This is a genomic window from Nitrospiria bacterium (assembly GCA_036397255.1).
Classification (GTDB): Bacteria; Nitrospirota; Nitrospiria; order DASWJH01; family DASWJH01; genus DASWJH01.
This window is the reverse complement of sequence record DASWJH010000046.1, coordinates 83,905-105,394: the sequence shown is the minus strand read 5'-3', so window position 1 is coordinate 105,394 and position 21,490 is coordinate 83,905. Positions and strand designations below refer to the sequence as shown.

Below are 21,490 nucleotides of genomic sequence, written 5' to 3'. Positions count from 1 at the left end.
AGGCCCAGATTCAACAATTCATTTCTTTTTTTGATCGGGGTGGAAAGCGATGGTTTACCTTGCAATTCACCCTGATCCTTCCTTCATTTTTCAATTTCCTTTAAAATTTTAATATAAAACTGGTTTTTGATCCTATTGGGAAAAGGGGTCAAAAAAGTAAGAATAAAAGAGATATACTACTCGTTTGGGGATATGATGATAAGCGAGGAAGAAAAAGGTAGACCTCGGGATAATTTATTTATACAATGCTCCCCTTTAAAACCAATGGATTAACTGGAAACCTATAGCGGAGCAGATTAGTCTGTTCGTGTTTAAATTGAATTACATTCAAGTTCCTGCCCTTTTTTTCCTGTTTTCTGTTTTAATCCCATCCTGTGGGGGTTCCGTTGACAATGGCCAACCCTCAGTGATCGTAGGGCCCAAGGGGGGATCGGTTACCAGCCCGGATGGAAAAGCAACGGTAACCATTCCTCCTGGGGCCCTTTCTCAGGATGTTTTGATTCGCATTACACAAATCACCACACAACCTTTTCTTCAAATAGATTCCTCCTACCAATTTGAACCCAGTGGTATTATTTTTTCTCAACCGGTAACCATTTCTATTCATTATGAGGAAGCCGCTCTTTTTTCGGATTTAGATGAAGCTAATTTTGTTTTGGGAAAACTCCTGGCGGGGGGGTGGGTCGGGGTTCAATCATCTTCCGTTGATATGGTCCAGAATAAAGTGAACGGAACAACCATGGGTTTCAGTACCTTTGGGGTTATTGTGATGAAAACGGGAAAAAGTTTTGTTCAAACAGGGAGTTTAAAAAATCAACGGATTGCCCATACCGCTACGCTTTTAAAGAATGGAAGGGTTCTTATTGCGGGAGGAACAGATATTACCAATTCCATTTACGATAGTGCAGAACTCTATAACATATCAAAAGGGTCCTTTGAGAGCACGGGGAACATGGCGGAACCCCGAAATGGTCATTTGGCAACACTGCTTCCCAATGGCAATGTTCTCATTACCGGGGGTTTTGGAAATGGGTTTTTGAAAAAGGCTGAAATGTATGACCCATCCATACAAGGGTTCCGGATGGCGGGAAGTTTATTGAATGCCCGGGTGGATCACACCGCAACCTTGTTAACCAATGGCAATGTTCTTATTACAGGGGGGTCTGACCAAATTAATATTTTTTCGAGTGCGGAGCTTTATCAGGCTTCAACAGGTCAATTTGTGGAGACCGGACCCATGGCCATTGGGCGCATTGATCATTCAGCCACCCTCCTCCCGGGGGGAAAGGTTCTCATTGCCGGAGGAAAAAATTCAAGTGGTAATGTTTCGGACAGCGCGGAACTTTACGATCCGTTTTCCGGTTTGTTTAAACCGGCTGGATTCATGACGAAACCCCGTTTTTCACATTCGGCCACCCTATTAGCGAATGGAAAAATTCTGATCGCCGGGGGAATAGATGGCGATGGAAATTTTTTAGCCAGTGCGGATTGGTATGACCCAGGGACGGGTCTATTTGAGTCGGTGGGACAATTAAATGAAGGCCGGCGATCTCATTCTGCTGTTTTATTACCCACTGGACAGGTCCTCCTTCTGGGTGGTTTCGGGCGGTCAGGTATTCTTTCAAGCGCGGAAATGTATGATCCGGTTTCTGAGTCATTCACCGTGTTAGGGGAAATGACGATGACCCGTTTTCTATCCACCGTAACCCTTTTGCCCAATGGAAAAGTTCTCATTGCAGGGGGAACGACCCTCAGGATTGGAGCAGAATTGTATGATCCTGTAGGCGATTTATTTAAAAGTCTGGGCAAATTAACCGAAAACCGTAGCGGGCATTCGGCAACGCTTCTCCCGTCTAACGGAACCGTTTTAATCGCGGGGGGGGTTAATCAAGGCCAACAGGTTCTTTCCAGTGCGGAGATTTTTGACCCGGGAACCAATGGGTTTTTCAAAATTGCTAATATGGGAGAGGAGCGGTTCAACCATATCGCTGTTTCCCTGCTGGATGGAAGAGTCCTGATTGCAGGAGGGTTTGGAAAAGGGTTTCTTTCCACTGCGGAATTATACGATTCTTTGAGTGAAACCTTTATACCTACGGGGCATATGTCTGTCCCTCGATCCAATCATACCGCCACGGTTTTGGGGGACGGACGGGTTCTCGTGACCGGGGGGTTTGACAATAACACCATTTTTGCAAGTTCCGAAATATATGACCCACAAACCGGGAGGTTCAGTTTTACGGGAAGCATGATTGACCCCAGGGAATCCCATACGGCGACTCTTCTTCCCGGTGGTAAAGTGCTGATTGCGGGGGGAGGAAATAAAAATAAAATTTTAAATAGTGCTGAGATTTTTGATCCCGCAACAGGAACGTTTGGGTTGATTGGGGAAATGATGGAGGCCCGTTTCGGACACACGGCCAACACCTTGCCGAATGGGAAGGTGTTGATTGCAGGAGGGTTTGGGTCCAATTACCTTTCCAGTGCCGAACTTTTCAACCCCACCGAAGAAAAGTTCCTGTTAACGGGGTCCCTTACCCGGCCTAGGATCAATCACACCGCTACTGTTTTATTGAGCAGGGGGAGGGTTTTATTCACTGGAGGTTTCGATCAAAACAATATTTTTTCAAGCGCTGAGCTTTATGATTCTACCGGTGGTGTTTTCGGGAAAACTGCCAGTATGGCCATTACCCGGTTTTCCCACACGGCGACGATTCTGTTGGATGAACAGGTTCTTATTGCAGGGGGAGATGCACATGGGGGGAATTTTCAAGTTGTGGGATCTGCAGAATTATTAGAATAAACCCCTTGGTGTGACCGAAAAGCGGGAGAGGAAATTAATATTTTCTTCCTTGGAGCTATCCATTAGGGATGGGAATCAGGTGGATTTGAAACAAGAGGGGCAAAGCATTTTATTGTTTTTTTGATGGAGACAGGTTTCCATTGTCCATTCCTTGCACTGATCACAGGATTTGGATTTAAAAATCCGGGCGGGAGAAGGGGGTGTTTTTTGTATGTGGCTGATGGTAAATAACTCCTGGGCAGGGGCATCCAGTATCCGTTTGGAGATGTTCTCCATTGTTTTTTGGAAGGTAAAAACATCTTCTGGGGTTGCTTTTCCAGCGAGCACTTTGTTCATCTGATTCATGAAATCGATTCCTTCACCCTCATCGAACCCCTTCCAAAAATGGCAATAAATCCGAATGGCTTTTTTCGATGTTCGATCATAAAAAGAATAGGCTGCCTTACCATTCGGGTGGTAGAACAGATTTCCTTTTCCGAAGGTGCAACCCGTGACGGCTTGGATGGCATCCACAGAACAGGAGTCCGTTTCCACCTCGGCCACCAGCTCCTCGTCTTTGGGTCTTTGGGAGGAGAGTTCCTCAAGGGCGGCTTTGGCCACGCGATACCCTAGTGCGATATCCATGCACAGATGGCCGTGAAAGGCCACAACCTGTTCAAAGGTTTGAAACATATGATCTCCTTAAAATTGGGCGATTTTTTTAATTATAAGAACTTCTTTTCCTTTGAGTCAATGGTTGATTTCTGATGGAATGATTTTTAAAATAACAAAAAAATGAAAGGGAGGTTTCTATGGGACCGAAAGAAGTGGTGATTTATCATAACCCCCGGTGTGGGAAAAGCCGTGAGACCTTGGCCCTCCTCCGGGAAAAAGGAATAGAACCCAAAGTGGTGGAATATTTAAAAACCCCTCCCGGTCCAAAGGCGTTAGAAGAACTTTTAACTTTATTGGAAATGGCCCCCAGAGATTTGATGAGAAAGAAAGAGAAGGAATATACTTCCCTAAAACTGAATGATCCCTCCAAAGGCAGGAAGGTATTGATTGATGCCATGGTGGTTCATCCGATTTTGATAGAAAGGCCCATTGTGGTTGCCAATGGAAAAGCCGTTCTGGGTAGGCCTCCTGAGAACGTGAACAAGATTTTATGAAGAGAGATTGAAGGATTCCTCTGGGGTTCGATGGACATTTTTTTTTGAGATTATAAACCTGCCGGGAGAGGGGTTCCCACGAACCGCTCCAGGATGAAGCCGATACCATAACCGATGGCAGATGCCACCAGAGCGATGGCCAAAAATTCCAACCCTGAACGTCCCCAAAACTGCCCCGCCAGATACCCTTTAAACACGCCTACAACGAACAGAACCAAGCCGGCAAGGCCAACGGAAACCCCCAAAGCAATTTTAGGGGAGAGTACAAAAAAAGGGGTTAAAGGGATAACCCCTCCGAGAATGAAAGAGATGGCCATGACCAGGGCGGCTAAGACCGGGTTATTCACATCAGCACTTCCTAAACCGAGAACCTTTTCTTGGAAGGTGGAGACAAAAACAGACTTTTCCTGATGAAGGAGTTTAACGATTCGAAAACTAGTCTCTTTAGGAAGTCCTTCTTCGTGAAGTGCGTGAAGGAGTCCTTCTTGGGCAAGGTAGGGTTCTTTTTCTACGAACTGGGCTTCCTTTTCCAGTTCGTGATCAAAAATTTCCTTTTCGGCTTTCGAGGATAAAAAAGATCCCGCAGCCATCGAAAATGCCCCGGATAAAACCGAGGCGGTTCCTGCCATGAGAATGACAAACTGGGTGGTTCCCGCCGCTTGCATCCCGGCCAAAAGTCCCACGGTGCTGATGAGGCCGTCTTGAATCCCGAAAACAAATTCCCGGATCCGACCCCTGGTTTCAATCCTTTTTCGTTTTTCCTCAGTGGTCTGTAAGCTCACCATCAGTACTTGTGTTCAAGGTTACCAGTCGGGTCTCCCGGGTTCCAGCCTGCAGGGCACAACCGGCCTGTACGAAGGGCTTGAAAGACCCTCAAGGTCTCCTCTACACTTCGCCCTACATTCATGTGGGAAGCTGTACTATGCTGTATTATGCCGTCCCCATCGATAATGAAGGTGGCCCTGAGGGCCACCTCTTCTGAGGGGTGCAAAACATGAAAGGCCATGGCCGTTTTTTTTTCCGGGTCTGCGAGAAGGGGATAGGAAATTCCGCCCAGTTCTTTCGCCCAAGATTGATGACTTTCAACAGGATCGATGCTGATCCCATAAATCTGTGCCCCTTCGGATTGAAAGAGGTTGGATTTTTCGCTAAAACCAACTACCTCTGTTGGGCAGATAAAGGTAAAATCCGCTGGGTAAAAAAAGAGAACCAACCACTTCCCCCGTTTTTCTTTGAGGGTGTAGGTCTTTATCTTTTCTTGATAAACCCCTTTTAAAGAAAAATCCGGGGCTGGGTCACCAATGGTCAGCATATTACTCCCTTGTCCAAATTATTTTTTTATCCTATTTCCATTTAAAAAGGTTTCAAAAAAAGATAAACAATAGCGATTTTTTTATTCTTCTGTCAACAAAGGAAATTCAAAGAAAATGGCTTTTTTTAAAATAAATTTAACCGTTTTGAATAAAATTTGGAAACCGTTCGTCAAAGGCAATATTAAAACAAAGTTAATCCATGTGAAAAGAAGGTTATTTAAAAAAAAACGTTGAGAGAAACCATTTGGAAGGAGCCAACATCAGAAAAGGTAAGGATTTTAATCTTGACAACACCCATTTTTTAAAGTAGATTATTTTCCTTTGAAAGGCCTTTAGTACCTTCCTTAATTTTATGATTATTCACCCCTCTTTTTTGAAAGAGTTTGTTTTATAAGGGTTTTTAGTCAAAGAAGGGGGAGTAAATATCTCCCCTTTAGAATGGGAAACAAAAGGTCCTAAAACTTTAAGTAAGGAGAAAGATCAATGAAAAGAGATAGGTTTATAATTGGTTTGGCGGTACTTGGCGCCGCATGTATTATGGGGGCTTCTGCCGTCCAAGCTTACGAAGAAATTGCAGTAAAAAATGGAGCTACATTAACAGGAACAGTTTCTTTTAAGGGTGCTGTCCCTCCTCCGAAAGAATTTGAATTTGCTAAATTCCCTCAGGCCGAATTTTGTGGTAAGGCAGATTCCGATGGGAAAGGTCACCGTCTCCTTAAAGAAGTTTCCGTGAACGATGGAAAACTTTCAGATGTTGTTGTTTTTCTTGAAGATGTAGAAAAAGGAAAACCGATGAAGTTAGATAAAACCGAGGTGACCGCTGATACGTGTCGCTTTCTAGTACAAGGGGGTGCTTCGCAATTTGTAGGTGTTGTGCTGAACAAAGGGTTAATTAAAGTGACGAACTTGGATGCCGATCCCAGTGACCCCAAGGCAGCAGATGGTGTTTTACACAATCCCCATAGTTATGAAAAGTTGGGGGCCAGCTCAACCACCATTTTCAATCTCCCCTTACCAACAAAAGGGGGATCCATTGAGAAAAAGGTAAAACTGCGAAAGGAAAAAAAGGGAAGTATCCTGTATTTGGAGTGCGATCAGCATAACTACATGAATGCCTATTTTACTCCGGTACAAAACCCTTACTATGCAATTGTAGGTAAGGACGGGTCCTTTTCGATCGATCAAATTCCTCCGGGGACCTATGAGGTTTACGCCTGGCACCCCATTCTTGGAAAGCAGGAAACCAATGTGACTTTTACCGCTGGAGGGAAGGAAAAAGCCGAGTTTGTGTTTGCGGCCAAATAAAAACCCAGTTGAAACGTAATTAATTTGTATTATTAAAAAGGGGCAGGTCTTGATGGGCCTGCCCCTTTTTTCATTGAGACTTTTTTTGGGAATTTAAAAAATGAAAAAAGATTCTTATACCATCGGTGTAGCATTGGTCTTTATTTCCTTTGTGTTGATGGTTGGTTTTTTTATCTATGAGAATTGGAAGTTAAATAAAACCAGAAAGTTGGTTGATAATTTAAAAGCCACTAAACCGACTGTGGAGGCTGAGAAGAGAGATTACAGCCAGTTTAAATTAGTTGATACTGACGATGGGGGAAAGATGGTCTTTATTCCCGGGGGACATTTTTCCATGGGGAGCCCACCCGCCGAGGGGGATTCTGATGAGATTCCCCAACGGGTTGTGTATATTTCTCCTTTTTATATAGACCTTTATGAAATTACCCATGACCAATTTTCCAGGTTTGTTAAGGGGACTAAGTTTCCTAAACCCGTCATTCCTTATTTTGAAGATGACCTCTCTTTGATTAACCGGCCTGAACTTCCCGTAGTGGGGGTTTCATGGGAGCATGCAAACGAGTATTGTAAATGGATCGGAAAAAGGTTGCCCACCGAGGCCGAATGGGAAAAGGCTGCCAGGGGAGACAGGGCTTTGAAATGGCCATGGGGTAATCATTTTTCGGAAGATTTTGTCAATAGCGAGAGCGAAGTCGATGGATATCGATATTCCGCGCCCCCGGGAAAATTTGAAAAAGGAAGAAGCCCTTTTGGGGTTTATGATATGGCCGGAAATGTGGCTGAATGGGTCGCTGATTGGTATGACCCTGATTATTATCAGGAGGGGATTTTTCGAAATCCAAAAGGCCCTGATCAGGGAAAGCACCGGGGCTACCGGGGAGGTTCCTGGAATGATTCTTCAGCTAATTTACGGACACCCAAACGGTTTGCTGCGGCACCCCATCAATCCGGTGTGACGATTGGTTTTCGATGTGTAATGGACCCTTTGGAAAAGGAGGGTTGATAAAGGGTATGGAGAGATTTAATTAAATTAAAAAAGATCAAAGTAGTAAAGTAACATGAAAACAGCCAACACAATATTGGCCACCATTCCCACCAAAACAATTAAATCAAATATGGATTTTTTCCGCTCCTTTTTTTGTTCCGCGTCCATCATTTGTAAACAATCCCTAGTTGTTGTTTGAGGTTGTATGAACTCTGCTATTCTCGCGGGTTTGTTAATTTAAAGTCAAGTATTTTTTAGTGACCCCCAAGAAAAAAGTAGAGAAAAATCAAATTTGTTGCCTTGGAAAAAACCGGATTGGGGTTTAAAAAAAGGAGATAATTTCCTTGACACTTAGGAGATGGGAAATTTATAATGTGGATCTGATTTCGTTTGGTTATTTTATCCATGAGACACGTTTTTCTGTATATTTTTTCCGTTTCCATTTACACTGTTGCCTTATTTATTTTAGGGGTTTTTGTAGGTCAGTTGATGGAGCGAAAGCGGTCAGCGGACCAAAATGTTTAAGGGCCTTGGATTGCGCCAGATATTCTACATTGGGTCGCTAATTTTTATGTTGGTTTTAGTCTATATGGTAGATTATTTTGTCGGCCAAATCTATGCTCGGTATGTAATCGTTTATACCGGAGCGATTTTTTTGCTGGGTCTTTTGGTTGGACAAAGATCCGAAAGAAATTGGTTAAAGAGAAAGCCAAAAAGCAAAAAGAGTTATGTGGAACAAACACCTTTTTATGAATCCAGTCGTATATTCGAGCGGAAATAAACGTCGAGGAATAAAGTTTTTTTGGCTCATCGTGGAAGTGAGTGGGTAAATTTTATCATTACCCGCCTGTCCGGCGGGCACTTGCAGGCAGGGGAAAGCGGAAATCCAGGCCCTTCCCGTCATTCCCGCTTTCGCGGGAATGACGAACTGGATTTTGCAGGAACCTCTAATACTTCAAAGGCTTCAACCACAGAATGACTTTGACTTGACCCTTGCCCTGATGGACCTTAAACACTTTTTAACAATTTTTACCCACTCGATTACACGAAGACCCAAATTTTATTAATGGGAAAAAACCGTTATTTCCTTACTTTAAAAAAAGGAACCCCTTCCCCCGAAGAGCCGGAAAAGTTTTAACCTACTGAAATATAAGTAAAAACTTTGCCCTTACTTGACAGGTTTCCTGTTTGCGGTAGTCTTAGAATTGCCAAATGTGATTCTTCGGTAAATTTTAAATTTCTTGGTTTTTAGGGTTTATCCATGGACCTAATTCGGTTGAAAATTCCCATTCATTTCCCCGTCCTCTATTTTTTTCTTCTTTCATGTTTCCATTTGTTTTTATTTTCTCCAGTTTTTGCTCAGACCCAAACTGATCCTTTAATCAAACCTTTTTCAGAGGATCTTGATGTAATGGTTTACGAATTTGAAATAAAACCAACCGGCTCTGTTCATCCCGGGGTTCGAAACATCAGGGTAAGTAACGTTGGAACCATAACCCACGAATTAGTTGTTTTTCGTCTCCACCCTGGAAAAACAGTAAATGATTTTCTCTCAAATTTTAAGGCCGGCCGTTCTTTGTCCGCTTCCGGGCGGACAATAGCCAATATGCACCCCCTAAATAAAGGTGAAGTGGGGGTTTTCACTGCAAACTTTGAAACGGGGAATTATATTTTGCTCTGTTTTATGGTAGATACCGAAACGGGAAAACCTCATTTTCTTTTAGGGATGAACCACCAGTTTCTTGTTGATTAGAAGGGTCATTTCCTTTCCTTCAATTCTTCTCTTAAACCTCTCAATTAAACCAAACCTTTCCCCATTAATTTGCTTTTAAAAGTTAAAGTCTTAATTTAAATTATATTTATAACTTCTTAAAAAAAATATTATTTTTAGTTTTGAATAAAATTTTGCGTCTTTTTTAGAAATTCTGCGTCATTTTAAATATAAAGGGAAAAATATTCAACCCTTAAGGGAAAGACAAAATGAAAAAATTAAAAATTGATTTTCTATTCCTGGATTTATCCACTTGTAAAAGGTGTATTGGGACCCATCAAAATCTTGAAGAGGCCCTTAGAAAAATTTCAACCCGAATTAAAAACTCTGGGTATATTCCCTGACGCTCAAAAAAATCCAGGTCAAAAGCTTAAAACAGGCCCGTTTACTGGGGTTTTTAACTTCCCCCACCATACGCGGGGTCAACGGGAAAGATATTGCCCTAGATTTCAAAGAAAACCCCTGCGGTGATTGTAGTCATGTTTGTGGTTGTGAGGGAAATGTAAACTGCAGGGTATGGGTTTACCGGGGAAAAGAATATTCTGAAGCTCCAACCAAAATGATTGTTGAAGCCATCTTAAAAGAGATCAGTGAAAAGAAAGGAAAATCTTTCATAGCTGAAAACAAGGACCGGAGGGGTTCGGAGAGTTTAAAGACGTTTTTTAAAGAGAAAAAGGGTTCCGAATGTTGTCCTATAAAATTTTAAACCCTTTTCCTCATACATCTGCTTCTTCTATCCCTTTCCGGGGAAATTATGCTAAAATGAAAAAACTGATTAGAAGAGGAGGCAGGTTCCTATTCAAACCCTTTTCGGGAACATCCGGGGATTAAAAGCAAGCCAACTGAAAGGGCTCGAGCGGCTTAGGCGTCGTAGAGTTCCTAAGGATCAATTGGTAACCCCTGAATTAGGGCGTTTTCTTGCGGAACTCAGTAGGGATATTGGACGCCAGATCGGTCTTTTGGTCAACCGGGGCGGTGAGGTTGATAAAGTTATTGTCGGAAATGAAAGGGAAATTGTTATTCCTGATCTCTCCGACTACCGGTTGGGAAGAAAACGCCTCAGAGGGGTTCGCTGCCTCCACACCCATCTTAAAAATGAACCCCTCACCAAGGACGATTTAAACGATTTAGCCCTTCTTCGTTTGGATGTAATGGTTGCAATTGGTGTCCAAAAAAATGGGCTTCCCGGAGATATATCCGTGGCCCATCTTCTTCCCCCTAACCCAGAGAATAAGCCCTTTGAAATTTTGGGGCCGATTTCTTTTCACCGCTTTCACCTTGATTTTTTTGCCTTCATTTCCTCCTTAGAGGATGAAATGGAACGGGTTTTAGGGGCCCAAGTCAATTTAAAGGACAGGCGTGAACGTGCGATTTTGGTTTCTGTTTCCATGAAAAATAGATCCGCCCAAGAGGAATCGGTGGAAGAACTAAAAGAGCTAGCCCGATCAGATAATGTCAATGTATTGGAGGTGGTCCTTCAGCGGCCCAAAACCCTAAACCCGAAATATCTAATGGGAAAAGGAAAACTGAACGAACTAATTATTACTGCACTTCAGAAAGGGGCGACGCTCCTCATTTTTGATCAAAATTTAACTCCTGGTCAAGTGAAAGCCATTGGAGAATTAACAGAACTCAAAGTCATTGACCGGACCCAGTTGATTTTAGATATTTTTGCCAGAAGGGCTCACACACGGGACGGAAAGGTCCAGGTAGAATTGGCGCAATTAAAATATTTATTGCCCCGTCTTGCCGAGCGGAGTACCGCCCTTTCAAGGCTTACGGGTGGAATAGGAGGGAGAGGGCCAGGAGAGACCCGGTTGGAGATCGACCGGCGCCGCGTTATGGATAAAATTACTCGCCTTGAAAAAGAACTTAAAACCCTCAGCCATGCCCGCCGGGAGAGAAAAAGCCTAAGGATTGAAAGCGGAATTCCAATTGTTTCCATTGTGGGGTATACCAATGCGGGAAAATCAACCCTATTAAATTCCCTTACTGGAAGCCATATCAAAACCGAAAATTTGCTTTTTGCAACATTGGATACAACCACTAGAAGGTTGCGTTTTCCCCGTGAAAGGGAAATCATCATTACAGATACCGTTGGTTTTATTCAAGAACTCCCACCGGACCTTCTGGGGGCGTTTCGGCCAACCTTGGATGAATTAAAGGATGCCAATTTGTTGATCCATTTGGTTGATGTGAGCCACCCTCATTTTGAGGATCAAATGGTTTCTGTTGAAAATATTTTGTCTGAACTTGAACTGCATTCAATTCCCCGCCTATTGGTTTTCAACAAGGAAGACCAACGGGACCCCGTAGAAGTGAAAAATCTCTGCCTTCAATACGAAGCAATATCTATTTCGGCTTTACACCGGGAATCCCTCCCAAAGGTGACCACGGCGATTGAAGAACATTTTTGGGCCCCCCATTAATCCGATTCCCCGGGAAGATATTCCCCCGCAGGCATTACCCGGTTTGATTAAAAAATACAATTATCAAAATTAAAAAGAAGGGAGTTTGACTGTTGGGATTTGAAATTTATTGGTTAAAGGATTTAAAAAAGAGGGAGATTTATTCAGCTTTTAGAATGGGTAAAGGTTTTTGGCCAAGGATACGATAGGATGAAAAAATTCCTGTTAAAAGGGTTAAACCCATGGTAAAAAGGATTCCCAAAAAAAATCCCCAGATGGAAAAATGCCACTTCATTTCAAGAATAAAATGAACGGTTATCCAACCCACCAATGTTGATAAGGTGACCCCAATGACCCCCGCAATCATTCCCACCAAAACAAATTCAACTGCGAAACCCTGAAGGAGCATGGGCCGGGTTGCACCCAATGTTTTATAGATAGCCGTTTCCCTGATTCGCTGAACCCGGGAGGCGGAAATAGAGTTGGATAAAACCACCAACCCTGCGAAAATGCTGAAACCCGCCATAAAACGGATTACCTGACCCATCCGATCCAGCATGATAGAAACCGTGTCTAAGATATCCCTCAAGTTAATGGTACTGATATTTGGAAAGTGTCTCACCATTTGGTTCTGGAGGGCCGTTTCCCCCTCCCGGGGAAGGCGGGCTGTAGCAATATAATTTAAGGGAACACCATCTAAGGACCCAGGGGAAAAGATCATATAAAAATTCGTCGTCATGCTTCCCCAATCCTCCTCGCGGATACTGGAAACCGTTGCAGGAACTTGCACCCCTTGAATATCAAAAACGATTTTTGAACCAACATCCATGTTTAAACCTTCCGCGGCCTCCTTTTCCACGGAAATAAGGGGCGATTCCATTAATTCCTTTTGGGTCCACCATTCACCCTTTTCGATGGTGTTGTGTTTGGGTAGATCCTGTTTAAAGGTAACCACGTATTCACGGGAATAATACCAGTTGCTTGAGGGTTCCACTTTAATTTCTTCAATGGATGTGCCATTGATTGAATGGACCCTGGCCCTTACAATGGGTGTAAGCTCGGAAGCGGTGATGGAGGTCTCTTTAGATAGAATAGATTCCACCCCCTGTGTTTGGTCCCTTTGGATATCAATAAAGAAGAGGCTGGGTGCATCTGATGGAAGGTTCTCACGAATTTCATTCGTCAAACTGAACTGCACAAAATAAATGGCCAAAATTATAGTAACCCCAAGCCCAATTGAAAAAATAACTGTGTGGGTCTGATTTCCGGGGCGACTTAGGTTGCTTAACCCATAGCGAATTGGCATGGAATGTGGTCGAAGTGAGGTGCGGATCAGTTTTAAAAGCCCCCCGCTTGCCAAACGAAGAATCAAAAAGCAAACCACTAAAGTGGAAAATAACAAGAAACCCAATTTGACTGAACCAGCTTGCCATATTGCCAAAATGGCCAGGCCTATGAGAAAAAAGGACGCAGAGCCCCATCCGACCCAGCCCATCTTAAGTTCTTTCGGTTCTTCGATTTCACGTCTAAAAAGTTTGAAGGGTGGGATTTTTTGAATTCCCAATAAAGGCAAGAGGGTAAATAAGAGAGTGGTTAATAGCCCCATTCCCATTCCCTTAAAAGCCGATGAAGGAAGCAGTGTAAACCTTAACTGGGTTTCCATTACCTTTTCTAGGATAGATTTTAGAAATTCAGAAATTCCATAACCGATTGCAATCCCAAGAAGGCTGCCCCCAATCCCTAACATCAGCACCTGGAAAAAATAAATCTGTAAGGTGAGATTGGATGTTCCCCCTAAACATTTTAAAATAGCAATGGTGTCTATTTTTTGCTTTAGGAAGACGCGGATACCATTCGCAACCCCGATTCCCCCAACCATTAATGTGATTAAACCAATCATTCCTAAATAAATTCCAAGGCGTTTTATGAAACGCCCAATGGAGGGTTGGGTTTCCTGGAAGGTACGAACCGTTTCCCCCTCATTTAAAATGACTTTTATTTGATCTTTGACCGGTTCCAGTTCCAAAAAGGAAGGGATTTTAATCCGGAAACGGTAACGGACCCGGCTGCCGGGTTGGATGAGCTCGGTTTGTTCAAGCCCTTTTTGTGTCATTAAAACCCGGGGACCAAAACTGAAGGTACCCGCCACGCGGTCCGGTTCCTTTAAAAGTACTCCCCCAATGGTAAACAGGTTCTGGCCTATTTTCACTTCATCTCCTGGAGAGAGTTCCAGGCGGGAAAGGAGTGCTTTCTGGATCAATAAGGCATTTTGGGGTAGAGAAAGATTTTCCTTTAATGAATTTAAAGGGGGTTCGGTTTCCAACCTCCCATAAAATGGATAGGTTGAATCAACGGCTTTTAACTCCACCAATTGTGAAATCCCGTTTTTCGGGTTTAAGGACATTGCCGTTAGTTCGGTTACCCTTCCGATATGGATTCCAGGGGCTATTTCTTGAATTTCCTTTAGCTGTTTATCGGAAAGAGGGTGGTTGTTGGTTCTAATTTCCAAATCAGCGGCCAAAAGATTTCGGGCTTCTCCCTGAAGTGTTGTTGCGAGGTTGGATGAAACATTATTTACTCCGACCAAAGAACCGACACCGATTGCAATGCAAAAAAGAAAAAAGAAAAAAAGGCGACCCTCACCCCTAAATTCCCTAAAAACCATTTTCCATACAAAAGAATTCATATATTTTGGCGATTCCCTCCTTAAATCTGCCGATCCGTCACCAATTTGCCATCTTTTAGGGTGACCACCCTTTTTGCCTTCCCAGCAAGAACGGGGTCATGTGTGGCCAAAAGAAGGGTGGTTCCAAAATCACGATGAAGTTGAACCAATTGGTCAATCACCAAATTCCCAGTGGATGAATCCAAGTTTCCAGTAGGCTCATCGGCTAAAAGGATTAAGGGACGGTTGGCAAAAGCCCTGGCCACGGCCACCCGTTGTTGTTCTCCTCCAGAGAGTTGCCCGGGATAATGATCCATTCTCTCTTTTAATCCAACAACCTCTAAAAGGTTTTTTCCTCTTTCAGCGGCATCAAGGTTTTTGCTCATTTCCAGAGGGACCATTACGTTTTCAAGTGCGGTTAAGGTGGGAATAAGATGGAAAGATTGGAAAATGATCCCCACCTGATCTCTTCGGAACAGTGCGAGATCATCCTCGTTTAAATCTTCCAGGGATTGGCCATTGATGGTTATTGTTCCCGAATGGGGTTTATCCAGTCCCGCGATCATTCCAAGTAGCGTTGATTTTCCGCTACCCGAGGGGCCCACAATGGCAACCACCTCCCCGGAATTCACCTCTAATGAAATATCGGATAAGACGGTTATATTTTTTCCCCCGGAACGATAATTTACGAAAAGATCCTTAACTTTAATCATAAAAATAGAGCTCTTGAAAGGTTTTAAAAAAGTATTATACACTATGACAAAAAGGATCAACAATGAAAGACCGCTTCAGGATAACTCAAACCTTAATATTTTTTTGTAGTCTCCTTTTTCTTTGGGGTTTAACAGGCTGTGATCAAAAAAAGGATTCTCTTCCCGCTGTGGAAGAACATGAAGCCCTTTTTTTGGTAAAACCCCAGGAAAACCCCAAAACTGAAAAAAAAGTTCGCACGCTGGTGGCCTTTGGAAACAGCCTTACCGCGGGGTTGGGGGTGGAGTCCGCACAAAATTATCCTTCCATTTTACAGGAAAAACTGAATCAAAGTGGGTATTCCTACCGTGTGGTCAATGCGGGTGTTAGCGGAGATACCACTTCCGGTGGATTGAGGCGTGTGGATTGGGTTCTTAGAAATAACCCCGAAATTGTCATTCTGGAATTGGGAGCCAACGATGGACTCCGCGGGTTTCAACTTTCTCTGACCTACCAAAATTTAGGGAGTATAATTGATAAGTTTCAAAAGGCGGGTGTAACCGTTGTCCTTGCGGGAATGAAACTCCCCCGAAATTACGGTATACAATACACAAGGGGGTTTGAAAAAATGTACCAGGACCTTTCTGAAAATTACAACCTCTCTCTAATTCCATTTTTTTTGGAGGGGGTGGTTTTAGAACCTGATCTAACCCAAACCGATGGCCTTCACCCAACGGAAAAAGGATATCAAAAAGTGGTTGAAAATATCTGGCCGGTTTTAATCCCTTACTTGGCCAAAAGGTAGGTTATTCCTCTTTGGTTTTTATAATCTGAAAAAATGCCCGGTCTTCCCTTAGAATTCTTAAGAGAACATTCTCTCCCTTTTTTGTGGAATCCATGGCACGGTAAAAGTCATCGGAGTTTTCAATCATAGTGCGGTTGACTTCCCGGACAAGATCTCCCTCTTTTAAACCCCCTTTATCGGCAGGACTGTCGGGCTCAATTTGTGTGATTAAAGCCCCCTTGCTTTCTTTAAGTTTGAATTTTTCTGCTAAATCTTTGGTCAGATCCTGAACATTAATCCCAATGTCTTTTTCCGGTTTTGGGGGAATGGCTGCTAAGGTGGCCTGGTCTTTTCGTTCAATCAATGTGGCCTTTAAAACTTCCTTTTTTTGATCCCGTATTACCTCAATTTCAATTTTTTCACCAGGGGCGATTCCAGCAATCATCCTTGAGAGACTACTGGGAGTATTGACGACTTTTCCATTTATCCCGATAATAATATCACCGGGTTTTACTCCCGCTTGAAAAGCAGGGTCCCCGTCAAATACTTCATTGACCAAGACCCCTTCACTTTCTTCTACCCCAAAATTTGAGGCCAATTCTTCCGTCAATGGCTGAATCCCAATTCCCAACCATCCCCGAATCACTTTTCCGCTTTCCTTCAATTGAGTGGAAATCTTTTTAGCCATATTAGAGGGGATGGCAAAACCAATTCCTTGTGCAAAGTTGATGATTGCGGTATTGATTCCAATGACCTCTCCCTTAAGATTGAAAAGTGGTCCCCCACTGTTCCCTGGGTTAATGGAGGCGTCAGTCTGTATGAAATTTTCATACCGGGCCAAATTGACTCCTTCCCGTCCGATGCCACTGATCACCCCAATGGTAACGGTTCGATCTAAACCAAAAGGATTTCCTACTGCCATGGCCCATTGGCCAACCTTGATTTGGTCGGAATTTCCCACTGGGGCATAGGCAAGGGGTTCATTGGCTTGGATTTTTATCAACGCAAGGTCAGTATCGGGATCTTTACCAACGACGGTTCCCACAAATTTACTCCGGTTAGAAAGCCGGACCTCCACCTCCATGGCTTCGCCCACTACATGGTTGTTGGTAATAATATATCCCTCCTGATCGATGATCACTCCTGATCCGCTGCCGGATGGGGGAGCGTTAGGGGTTTTCCGGTTTTGGGAAGAAGAACCCCCCTCCTTGGGAGAAATGTTCACTACCGTTGGTTTCACACGTTCGGCAATATCCACAAAAACGCTTTGGATTTTTTCCAAAAGTTCCAGCCCTTCTGTTTTTTTCTTTCCAAAAGCCTCATTGGAATTAACCAGTAAAACCATCAAAGAGCAGATTCCTAGAAGGAAAAAAGTTTTTAATTTGATTTCTTTTAATTGATTCATCCTCTATTTCTCCCTTGGTTTAACCACCAAAAAAAGGCCCCTATTTTCTCGTATGATTCGAAAGAGAAGGTCTTCCTCTTTTTTTACTTTTTTTAAAATTTGATTAAATTCCTTTGGAGAACCTACCTTTTCCCGATTAATCTCTTGGATGACGTCCCCTTGCTTTAAACCACCTTCTGCAGCGGGGCTATCAGGATCGATTTCAGTGATCAAAACTCCCGACTTAGCATCCACACCGAATTTTTCTGAAAGGGCTTTGGTTAATTCTTGTATATGAATGCCATTGGGCCCCTTTTCCAGGGAAGGGTTGGAGGCGGGGACCACCCCGTCTTTTCTTTCCCCAAGAACCACGGATAGGATTTTATGTTTTTGGTTGCGGATGACATCAATCTTAATTTTTTCGCCCGGCATAACTCCTGCAATGATTCTAGCGAGGGTTCGTGGGGTAGTGACCTTTTTTTCTCCGATTTTGGTTATAATATCCCCCGCTTGAATTCCCCCTCTCTCGGCAGGATCTCCTTCGAATATCTCATTCACCAATACCCCTTCCGTTTCATCAGCTCCAAATTTACTTGAAAGTTCCTCGGTAAGAGGTTGAATACCAACCCCCAGCCATCCTCGTGCGACCTTTCCCGTGGTTCTCAGTTGCCGGACAATATTTTCCGTCATATTGGAGGGAATGGCAAAACCAATTCCCTGGGCAAAGTTGATGATAGCCGTATTAATGCCGACCACCTCCCCCTGTATATTGAAGAGGGGACCCCCACTGTTTCCGGGGTTGATGGATGCGTCGGTTTGAATAAAATTTTCAAATCGGGTGAGGTTTACTTGCTCTCGCCCCAATCCGCTGATTATGCCAACGGTAACGGTTCGGTCAAGGCCGAAAGGGTTACCCACGGCAATGACCCACTGGCCAACTTTAAGTTTGTCGGAGTTTCCTAAAGGAACGAACGGGAAATTGTGATTTCCAGAAATTTTTACAACGGCAATGTCTGTATCGGTATCCCTTCCAATTACCTTTCCGGTAAACCTACTTCGATCGGATAATCCTACGCTCACCGAAGTAGCATCTCCCACCACATGTTTATTAGTGACGATAAATCCGGATGGGTCGATGATGACCCCCGATCCACTTCCTGGGGCATCCGGATGCCTCCTGGGGGATTGGGAAAGAGATTCCGGTCCATCGGTTAAAGGGGAAATATTGACCACCGCTGGAGTAACGGTATCGGCAATTTCCGTAAAAACATTCTCAATTTGCCCCAAAAGCACGGTCCCGCTTTGATCTGCATATGAAAGAGTCGGAAAAGGAAAGAAAGTAAAACCAAAAAAAAGGAGAGGTAAAAATACATTTCTCACTTTGGCTTTGAAGTAGGGGAATTTATTATGGGTCATGGGATTCTTTTCTCCTTAATTTTTAAGGGAAAAAGCAAAGTTAATTTAATCATATCACCCAATTGCGAGGAAAGCAACTCTCATGCCTATCGGTTCTAAAGATGATGAATGGCGTGAGGAGGGCGTCTACCTTTAAAGAAAGCCTTTAGGTTTTCCAAAACCAACATACCCATCCGAATTCGGGTTTCCACAGTTCCGCTTCCCAAATGTGGAAGAAGAAGCGTATTGGGGGTATTCCTTAGCCCTCTAGAAAGCTTCGGTTCTTTTTCAAATACATCCAAGCCTGCCCCTGCAATGGTTTTCCTTTTTAGGGCAGTAACTAGGGCTTTCTCATCTATGATGGGACCCCGTGCGGTATTAATTAGGATGGCGGTTGGCTTCATTAGACCCAATTCTTTTTTTCCTATCCAATGATAAGTTTCAATTGTGAGTGGGGTGTGAAGGCTTATGAAATCGGATTTTTTTAAAAGGATTGGAAGGGACACCCATTGGGCCTTTAAACTTTTTTCCATTTTTTGAGTGAGTCTGGATCGGTTGTGATAAAAAATTTTCATCCCAAAACCAAGGCCCCTCCGGGCAACCCCTTGTCCAATTCTTCCCATTCCGATTATTCCCAGGGTCTTCCCGTAAATTTCCTGGCCCAATAAAAGGGTGGGAGCCCACCCTTTCCATTTCCCTTTTCTAACCAGTTGATCTCCTTCAACGATCCTCCGGGCCACACCTAAAAGAAGAGACCAGGTTAAATCACACGTTGCTTCCGTCAATACACCCGGGGTATTGGTCACCATTATAGACCGTTTTTTGGCCTCGGAAAGATCAATGTTGTTGTAGCCCACCGCGTAATTTGAAATAATTTGAAGGGAAGGGGATTTTTGAAGGACTTCTGGATCAAAGGTGTCCGAAAGCATGGAAATAACTCCATCCATTCCTTTTAACCTATGAATTAATTCGGGTTTTGCTAGGGGTTTGGGTTTATCATATGAATTTATGGAAAAATGCTTTTTTAGTGCAACCATGACCGTTTTGGGGAGCCGACTGGTGACCAGTACCTTCGGTTTTTTCATTTCTACCTCGGATAATAGGGTTAGGGTTTGAAAAGTGAGTATGGTAATTCATGGATTTAATTCTTTCAAGAAAATTAAGATGATCCCTTGATTTTTAGTAAGGCTTTCCAGAGAATGGCATATATCTTTTTCCGGGGAAAAAGGGGTTATGGTAAAAATTAGGTTTTTGATATGGGGTGCATTGGTTTTTGGTTTATTATTCTGGGTTGGAATATATGGTTTTAATAAAACCAATAGGGCCGATACCCCCTCTTCAGGAAAACAAGTTTTTCGAATGGCCATTTCCTCCGAACCCCCCACTTTGGATTGGTCTTTGGCTACGGATAATGTTTCTATCCGTATTATTGAAAATCTCATGGACGGCTTGACCGAATTTGATGCAGATCTTAAACCGATTCCCGCTGTTGCTGAAGGATGGTTGATATCAGAGGATGGCCGGCGTTATACCTTCTCATTACGGGAAAATGTTTATTGGAGCGATTGGAAACCTGTGACCGCTTATGATTTTGAATATTCCTGGAAAAGACTGCTGGATCCAAAAACCGCCGCTGAATACGCCTATTTTCTTTTCGATGTGGTGAATGGTGCTGAATACAATTCGGGAGAAATTAAAGATCCAGAAAAGGTGGGAATAAAAGCCTTGGATGAGCGAACCCTCCAAGTGGATCTTCGCCAACCGATCGTTTTCTTTCCCAGCATAACCACATTCACCGCCACTTTTCCTCATCGAAAAGATATCCATGATCGGTTTGGGGATCACTGGACCGACCCTAAAAACATGGTAGTTAATGGGCCATTTAAATTAAAGAAATGGGATCATGAATATAAAGTTATCCTTGAGCCTAATGACCGTTACTATGATCAGAAACCTACACTTGAAGAGGTTACTTTTTTTGTAATTGGAGAAAGTACAACGGCCCTTACACTTTATGAAACCGGGGACCTTGATTTGGTTCAGTTACCTCCCATTGCTATTTCCCATTATAAGGATTCTCCAGAGTATTTGAACTTTCCTTTTTTACGAGGTTACTACTACGGTTTTAATGTGACTCTCCCTCCATTTAATGATCCAAGAGTTCGGAAGGCTTTTTCCATGGCTATTGATCGAAACGAGGTTCCAAAAATTTTAAAAGGAGGAGAAATTCCCACCAGTTCTTGGATTCCAAAAGGGATGCCAGGTTTTAATCCGAATATTGGCCTTTCTTTTAACCCGGAGGAGGCCCGAAAATTACTGTCGGAAGCAGGATTTCCCGGTGGAAAAGGTTTCCAAAAAATTACCGCGGTGTTTAATACCAATCCAGAAAACAATTTAATTGCAGAGAACCTCCAGGCTCAGTGGGAGCGAAATTTAGGGGTTAAAGTCGTTTTGGATAATCAGGAATGGAAGGTTTACCTAAAGCGGCTTACAACCGATACCCCGGCCTTGTTTCGTTTGGGTTGGGGGGCGGATTACCCGGACCCCGATAACTTTATGAACCTGTTTACCTCCACCAGCGGAAATAACAATACCCATTGGAAGAATGAGCGGTATGATCAATTGATTCAAAAAGCCGCTTTGGAGAGGGACCCTCAAAAACGCCAGGGTTTATACGATGAGGCACAACGTATTTTAACGGAAGAAGACGTTCCCATAATGCCTCTTTTTATTGCTGCGCAAAATATTTTGATTAAACCGTACCTGAAGGGTTTGGAAATCAATGCCATGGACCTTCTTTTCCTCAAAACCGTTTCGGTTGAATAGATTTACCCATCAGAAA

The 21,490-nt window shown here is 43.3% G+C and carries 20 protein-coding genes; 11 read left to right on the top strand and 9 right to left on the bottom strand.

Annotated features, from left to right (window positions below):
* Positions 1-307 precede the first annotated feature (307 nt).
* The gene (locus VGB26_05985; GenBank protein HEX9757333.1) at positions 308-2,800 is read left to right on the top strand and encodes a kelch repeat-containing protein; all 2,493 of its coding nucleotides are present in this window, start codon (positions 308-310) and stop codon (positions 2,798-2,800) included.
* Positions 2,801-2,875: 75 nt separating this feature from the next.
* Here the strand turns inward: VGB26_05985 and VGB26_05980 are convergent, their stop codons facing one another.
* Positions 2,876-3,472 (bottom strand): FmdE family protein, encoded by a 597-nt coding sequence (locus VGB26_05980; GenBank protein HEX9757332.1) that lies wholly within the window; start codon positions 3,470-3,472, stop codon positions 2,876-2,878.
* Positions 3,473-3,591: 119 nt separating this feature from the next.
* On the opposite strand from VGB26_05980, the gene arsC reads away from it, so the two are divergent.
* The gene (gene arsC / locus VGB26_05975; GenBank protein HEX9757331.1) at positions 3,592-3,948 is read left to right on the top strand and encodes an arsenate reductase (glutaredoxin); all 357 of its coding nucleotides are present in this window, start codon (positions 3,592-3,594) and stop codon (positions 3,946-3,948) included.
* Between the two features lie 50 nt (positions 3,949-3,998).
* Here arsC and VGB26_05970 read toward each other — a convergent pair whose 3' ends face one another.
* Both VGB26_05970 and VGB26_05965 read right to left on the bottom strand, forming a co-directional pair.
* A complete protein-coding gene (locus tag VGB26_05970) occupies positions 3,999-4,733 on the bottom strand; it encodes a VIT1/CCC1 transporter family protein (protein ID HEX9757330.1) in 735 nt (244 codons plus the stop codon).
* On the bottom strand, positions 4,733-5,260 hold the full coding sequence (locus VGB26_05965; protein ID HEX9757329.1) for a peroxiredoxin: 528 nt from the start codon (positions 5,258-5,260) through the stop codon (positions 4,733-4,735). The genes VGB26_05970 and VGB26_05965 overlap by 1 nt, the downstream gene beginning before the upstream one ends.
* Positions 5,261-5,744: 484 nt before the next feature.
* On the opposite strand from VGB26_05965, the gene VGB26_05960 reads away from it, so the two are divergent.
* On the top strand, positions 5,745-6,566 hold the full coding sequence (locus VGB26_05960) for a hypothetical protein (protein ID HEX9757328.1): 822 nt from the start codon (positions 5,745-5,747) through the stop codon (positions 6,564-6,566).
* A gap of 100 nt (positions 6,567-6,666) precedes the next feature.
* The gene (locus tag VGB26_05955) at positions 6,667-7,569 is read left to right on the top strand and encodes an SUMF1/EgtB/PvdO family nonheme iron enzyme (GenBank protein HEX9757327.1); all 903 of its coding nucleotides are present in this window, start codon (positions 6,667-6,669) and stop codon (positions 7,567-7,569) included.
* 27 nt (positions 7,570-7,596) lie between these two features.
* Here the strand turns inward: VGB26_05955 and VGB26_05950 are convergent, their stop codons facing one another.
* Positions 7,597-7,722 carry a hypothetical protein gene (locus VGB26_05950; GenBank protein HEX9757326.1) on the bottom strand — a complete coding sequence of 42 codons (126 nt, stop codon included), beginning with the start codon at positions 7,720-7,722 and terminating at the stop codon, positions 7,597-7,599.
* Between the two features lie 346 nt (positions 7,723-8,068).
* On the opposite strand from VGB26_05950, the gene VGB26_05945 reads away from it, so the two are divergent.
* From VGB26_05945 to hflX, 5 genes are all read left to right on the top strand, one after another.
* Positions 8,069-8,332 carry a hypothetical protein gene (locus VGB26_05945; GenBank protein HEX9757325.1) on the top strand — a complete coding sequence of 88 codons (264 nt, stop codon included), beginning with the start codon at positions 8,069-8,071 and terminating at the stop codon, positions 8,330-8,332.
* Positions 8,333-8,353: 21 nt separating this feature from the next.
* On the top strand, positions 8,354-8,530 hold the full coding sequence (locus VGB26_05940) for a hypothetical protein (protein ID HEX9757324.1): 177 nt from the start codon (positions 8,354-8,356) through the stop codon (positions 8,528-8,530).
* A gap of 432 nt (positions 8,531-8,962) precedes the next feature.
* Positions 8,963-9,304 (top strand): hypothetical protein, encoded by a 342-nt coding sequence (locus tag VGB26_05935; GenBank protein HEX9757323.1) that lies wholly within the window; start codon positions 8,963-8,965, stop codon positions 9,302-9,304.
* A 227-nt stretch (positions 9,305-9,531) separates the two neighbouring features.
* Positions 9,532-9,666: a DUF2703 domain-containing protein gene (locus tag VGB26_05930; protein HEX9757322.1), complete on the top strand. Its 135-nt coding sequence runs from the start codon at positions 9,532-9,534 to the stop codon at positions 9,664-9,666.
* Between the two features lie 546 nt (positions 9,667-10,212).
* Positions 10,213-11,751, top strand: coding sequence for a GTPase HflX (hflX, locus tag VGB26_05925; GenBank protein HEX9757321.1), 1,539 nt, complete (start codon positions 10,213-10,215; stop codon positions 11,749-11,751).
* Between the two features lie 139 nt (positions 11,752-11,890).
* Here hflX and VGB26_05920 read toward each other — a convergent pair whose 3' ends face one another.
* Both VGB26_05920 and VGB26_05915 read right to left on the bottom strand, forming a co-directional pair.
* Positions 11,891-14,416, bottom strand: a complete 2,526-nt coding sequence (locus VGB26_05920; protein HEX9757320.1) for an FtsX-like permease family protein — start codon at positions 14,414-14,416, stop codon at positions 11,891-11,893.
* 20 nt (positions 14,417-14,436) lie between these two features.
* Positions 14,437-15,108, bottom strand: a complete 672-nt coding sequence (locus VGB26_05915) for an ABC transporter ATP-binding protein (protein ID HEX9757319.1) — start codon at positions 15,106-15,108, stop codon at positions 14,437-14,439.
* Between the two features lie 62 nt (positions 15,109-15,170).
* Between VGB26_05915 and VGB26_05910 the strand changes: the two genes are divergently transcribed.
* Positions 15,171-15,890 (top strand): arylesterase, encoded by a 720-nt coding sequence (locus tag VGB26_05910; protein ID HEX9757318.1) that lies wholly within the window; start codon positions 15,171-15,173, stop codon positions 15,888-15,890.
* Between the two features lies 1 nt (position 15,891).
* Here VGB26_05910 and VGB26_05905 read toward each other — a convergent pair whose 3' ends face one another.
* From VGB26_05905 to VGB26_05895, 3 genes are all read right to left on the bottom strand, one after another.
* Positions 15,892-17,274 carry a trypsin-like peptidase domain-containing protein gene (locus VGB26_05905; protein ID HEX9757317.1) on the bottom strand — a complete coding sequence of 461 codons (1,383 nt, stop codon included), beginning with the start codon at positions 17,272-17,274 and terminating at the stop codon, positions 15,892-15,894.
* Between the two features lie 3 nt (positions 17,275-17,277).
* Entirely contained in the window at positions 17,278-18,669 is a 1,392-nt protein-coding gene (locus tag VGB26_05900; protein HEX9757316.1) for a Do family serine endopeptidase, read from the bottom strand.
* Between the two features lie 95 nt (positions 18,670-18,764).
* Positions 18,765-19,733, bottom strand: a complete 969-nt coding sequence (locus VGB26_05895) for a D-glycerate dehydrogenase (GenBank protein HEX9757315.1) — start codon at positions 19,731-19,733, stop codon at positions 18,765-18,767.
* 148 nt (positions 19,734-19,881) lie between these two features.
* Between VGB26_05895 and VGB26_05890 the strand changes: the two genes are divergently transcribed.
* Complete coding sequence (locus tag VGB26_05890; GenBank protein ID HEX9757314.1) at positions 19,882-21,474, top strand: peptide ABC transporter substrate-binding protein; 1,593 nt, start codon at positions 19,882-19,884, stop codon at positions 21,472-21,474.
* Positions 21,475-21,490 lie beyond the last annotated feature (16 nt).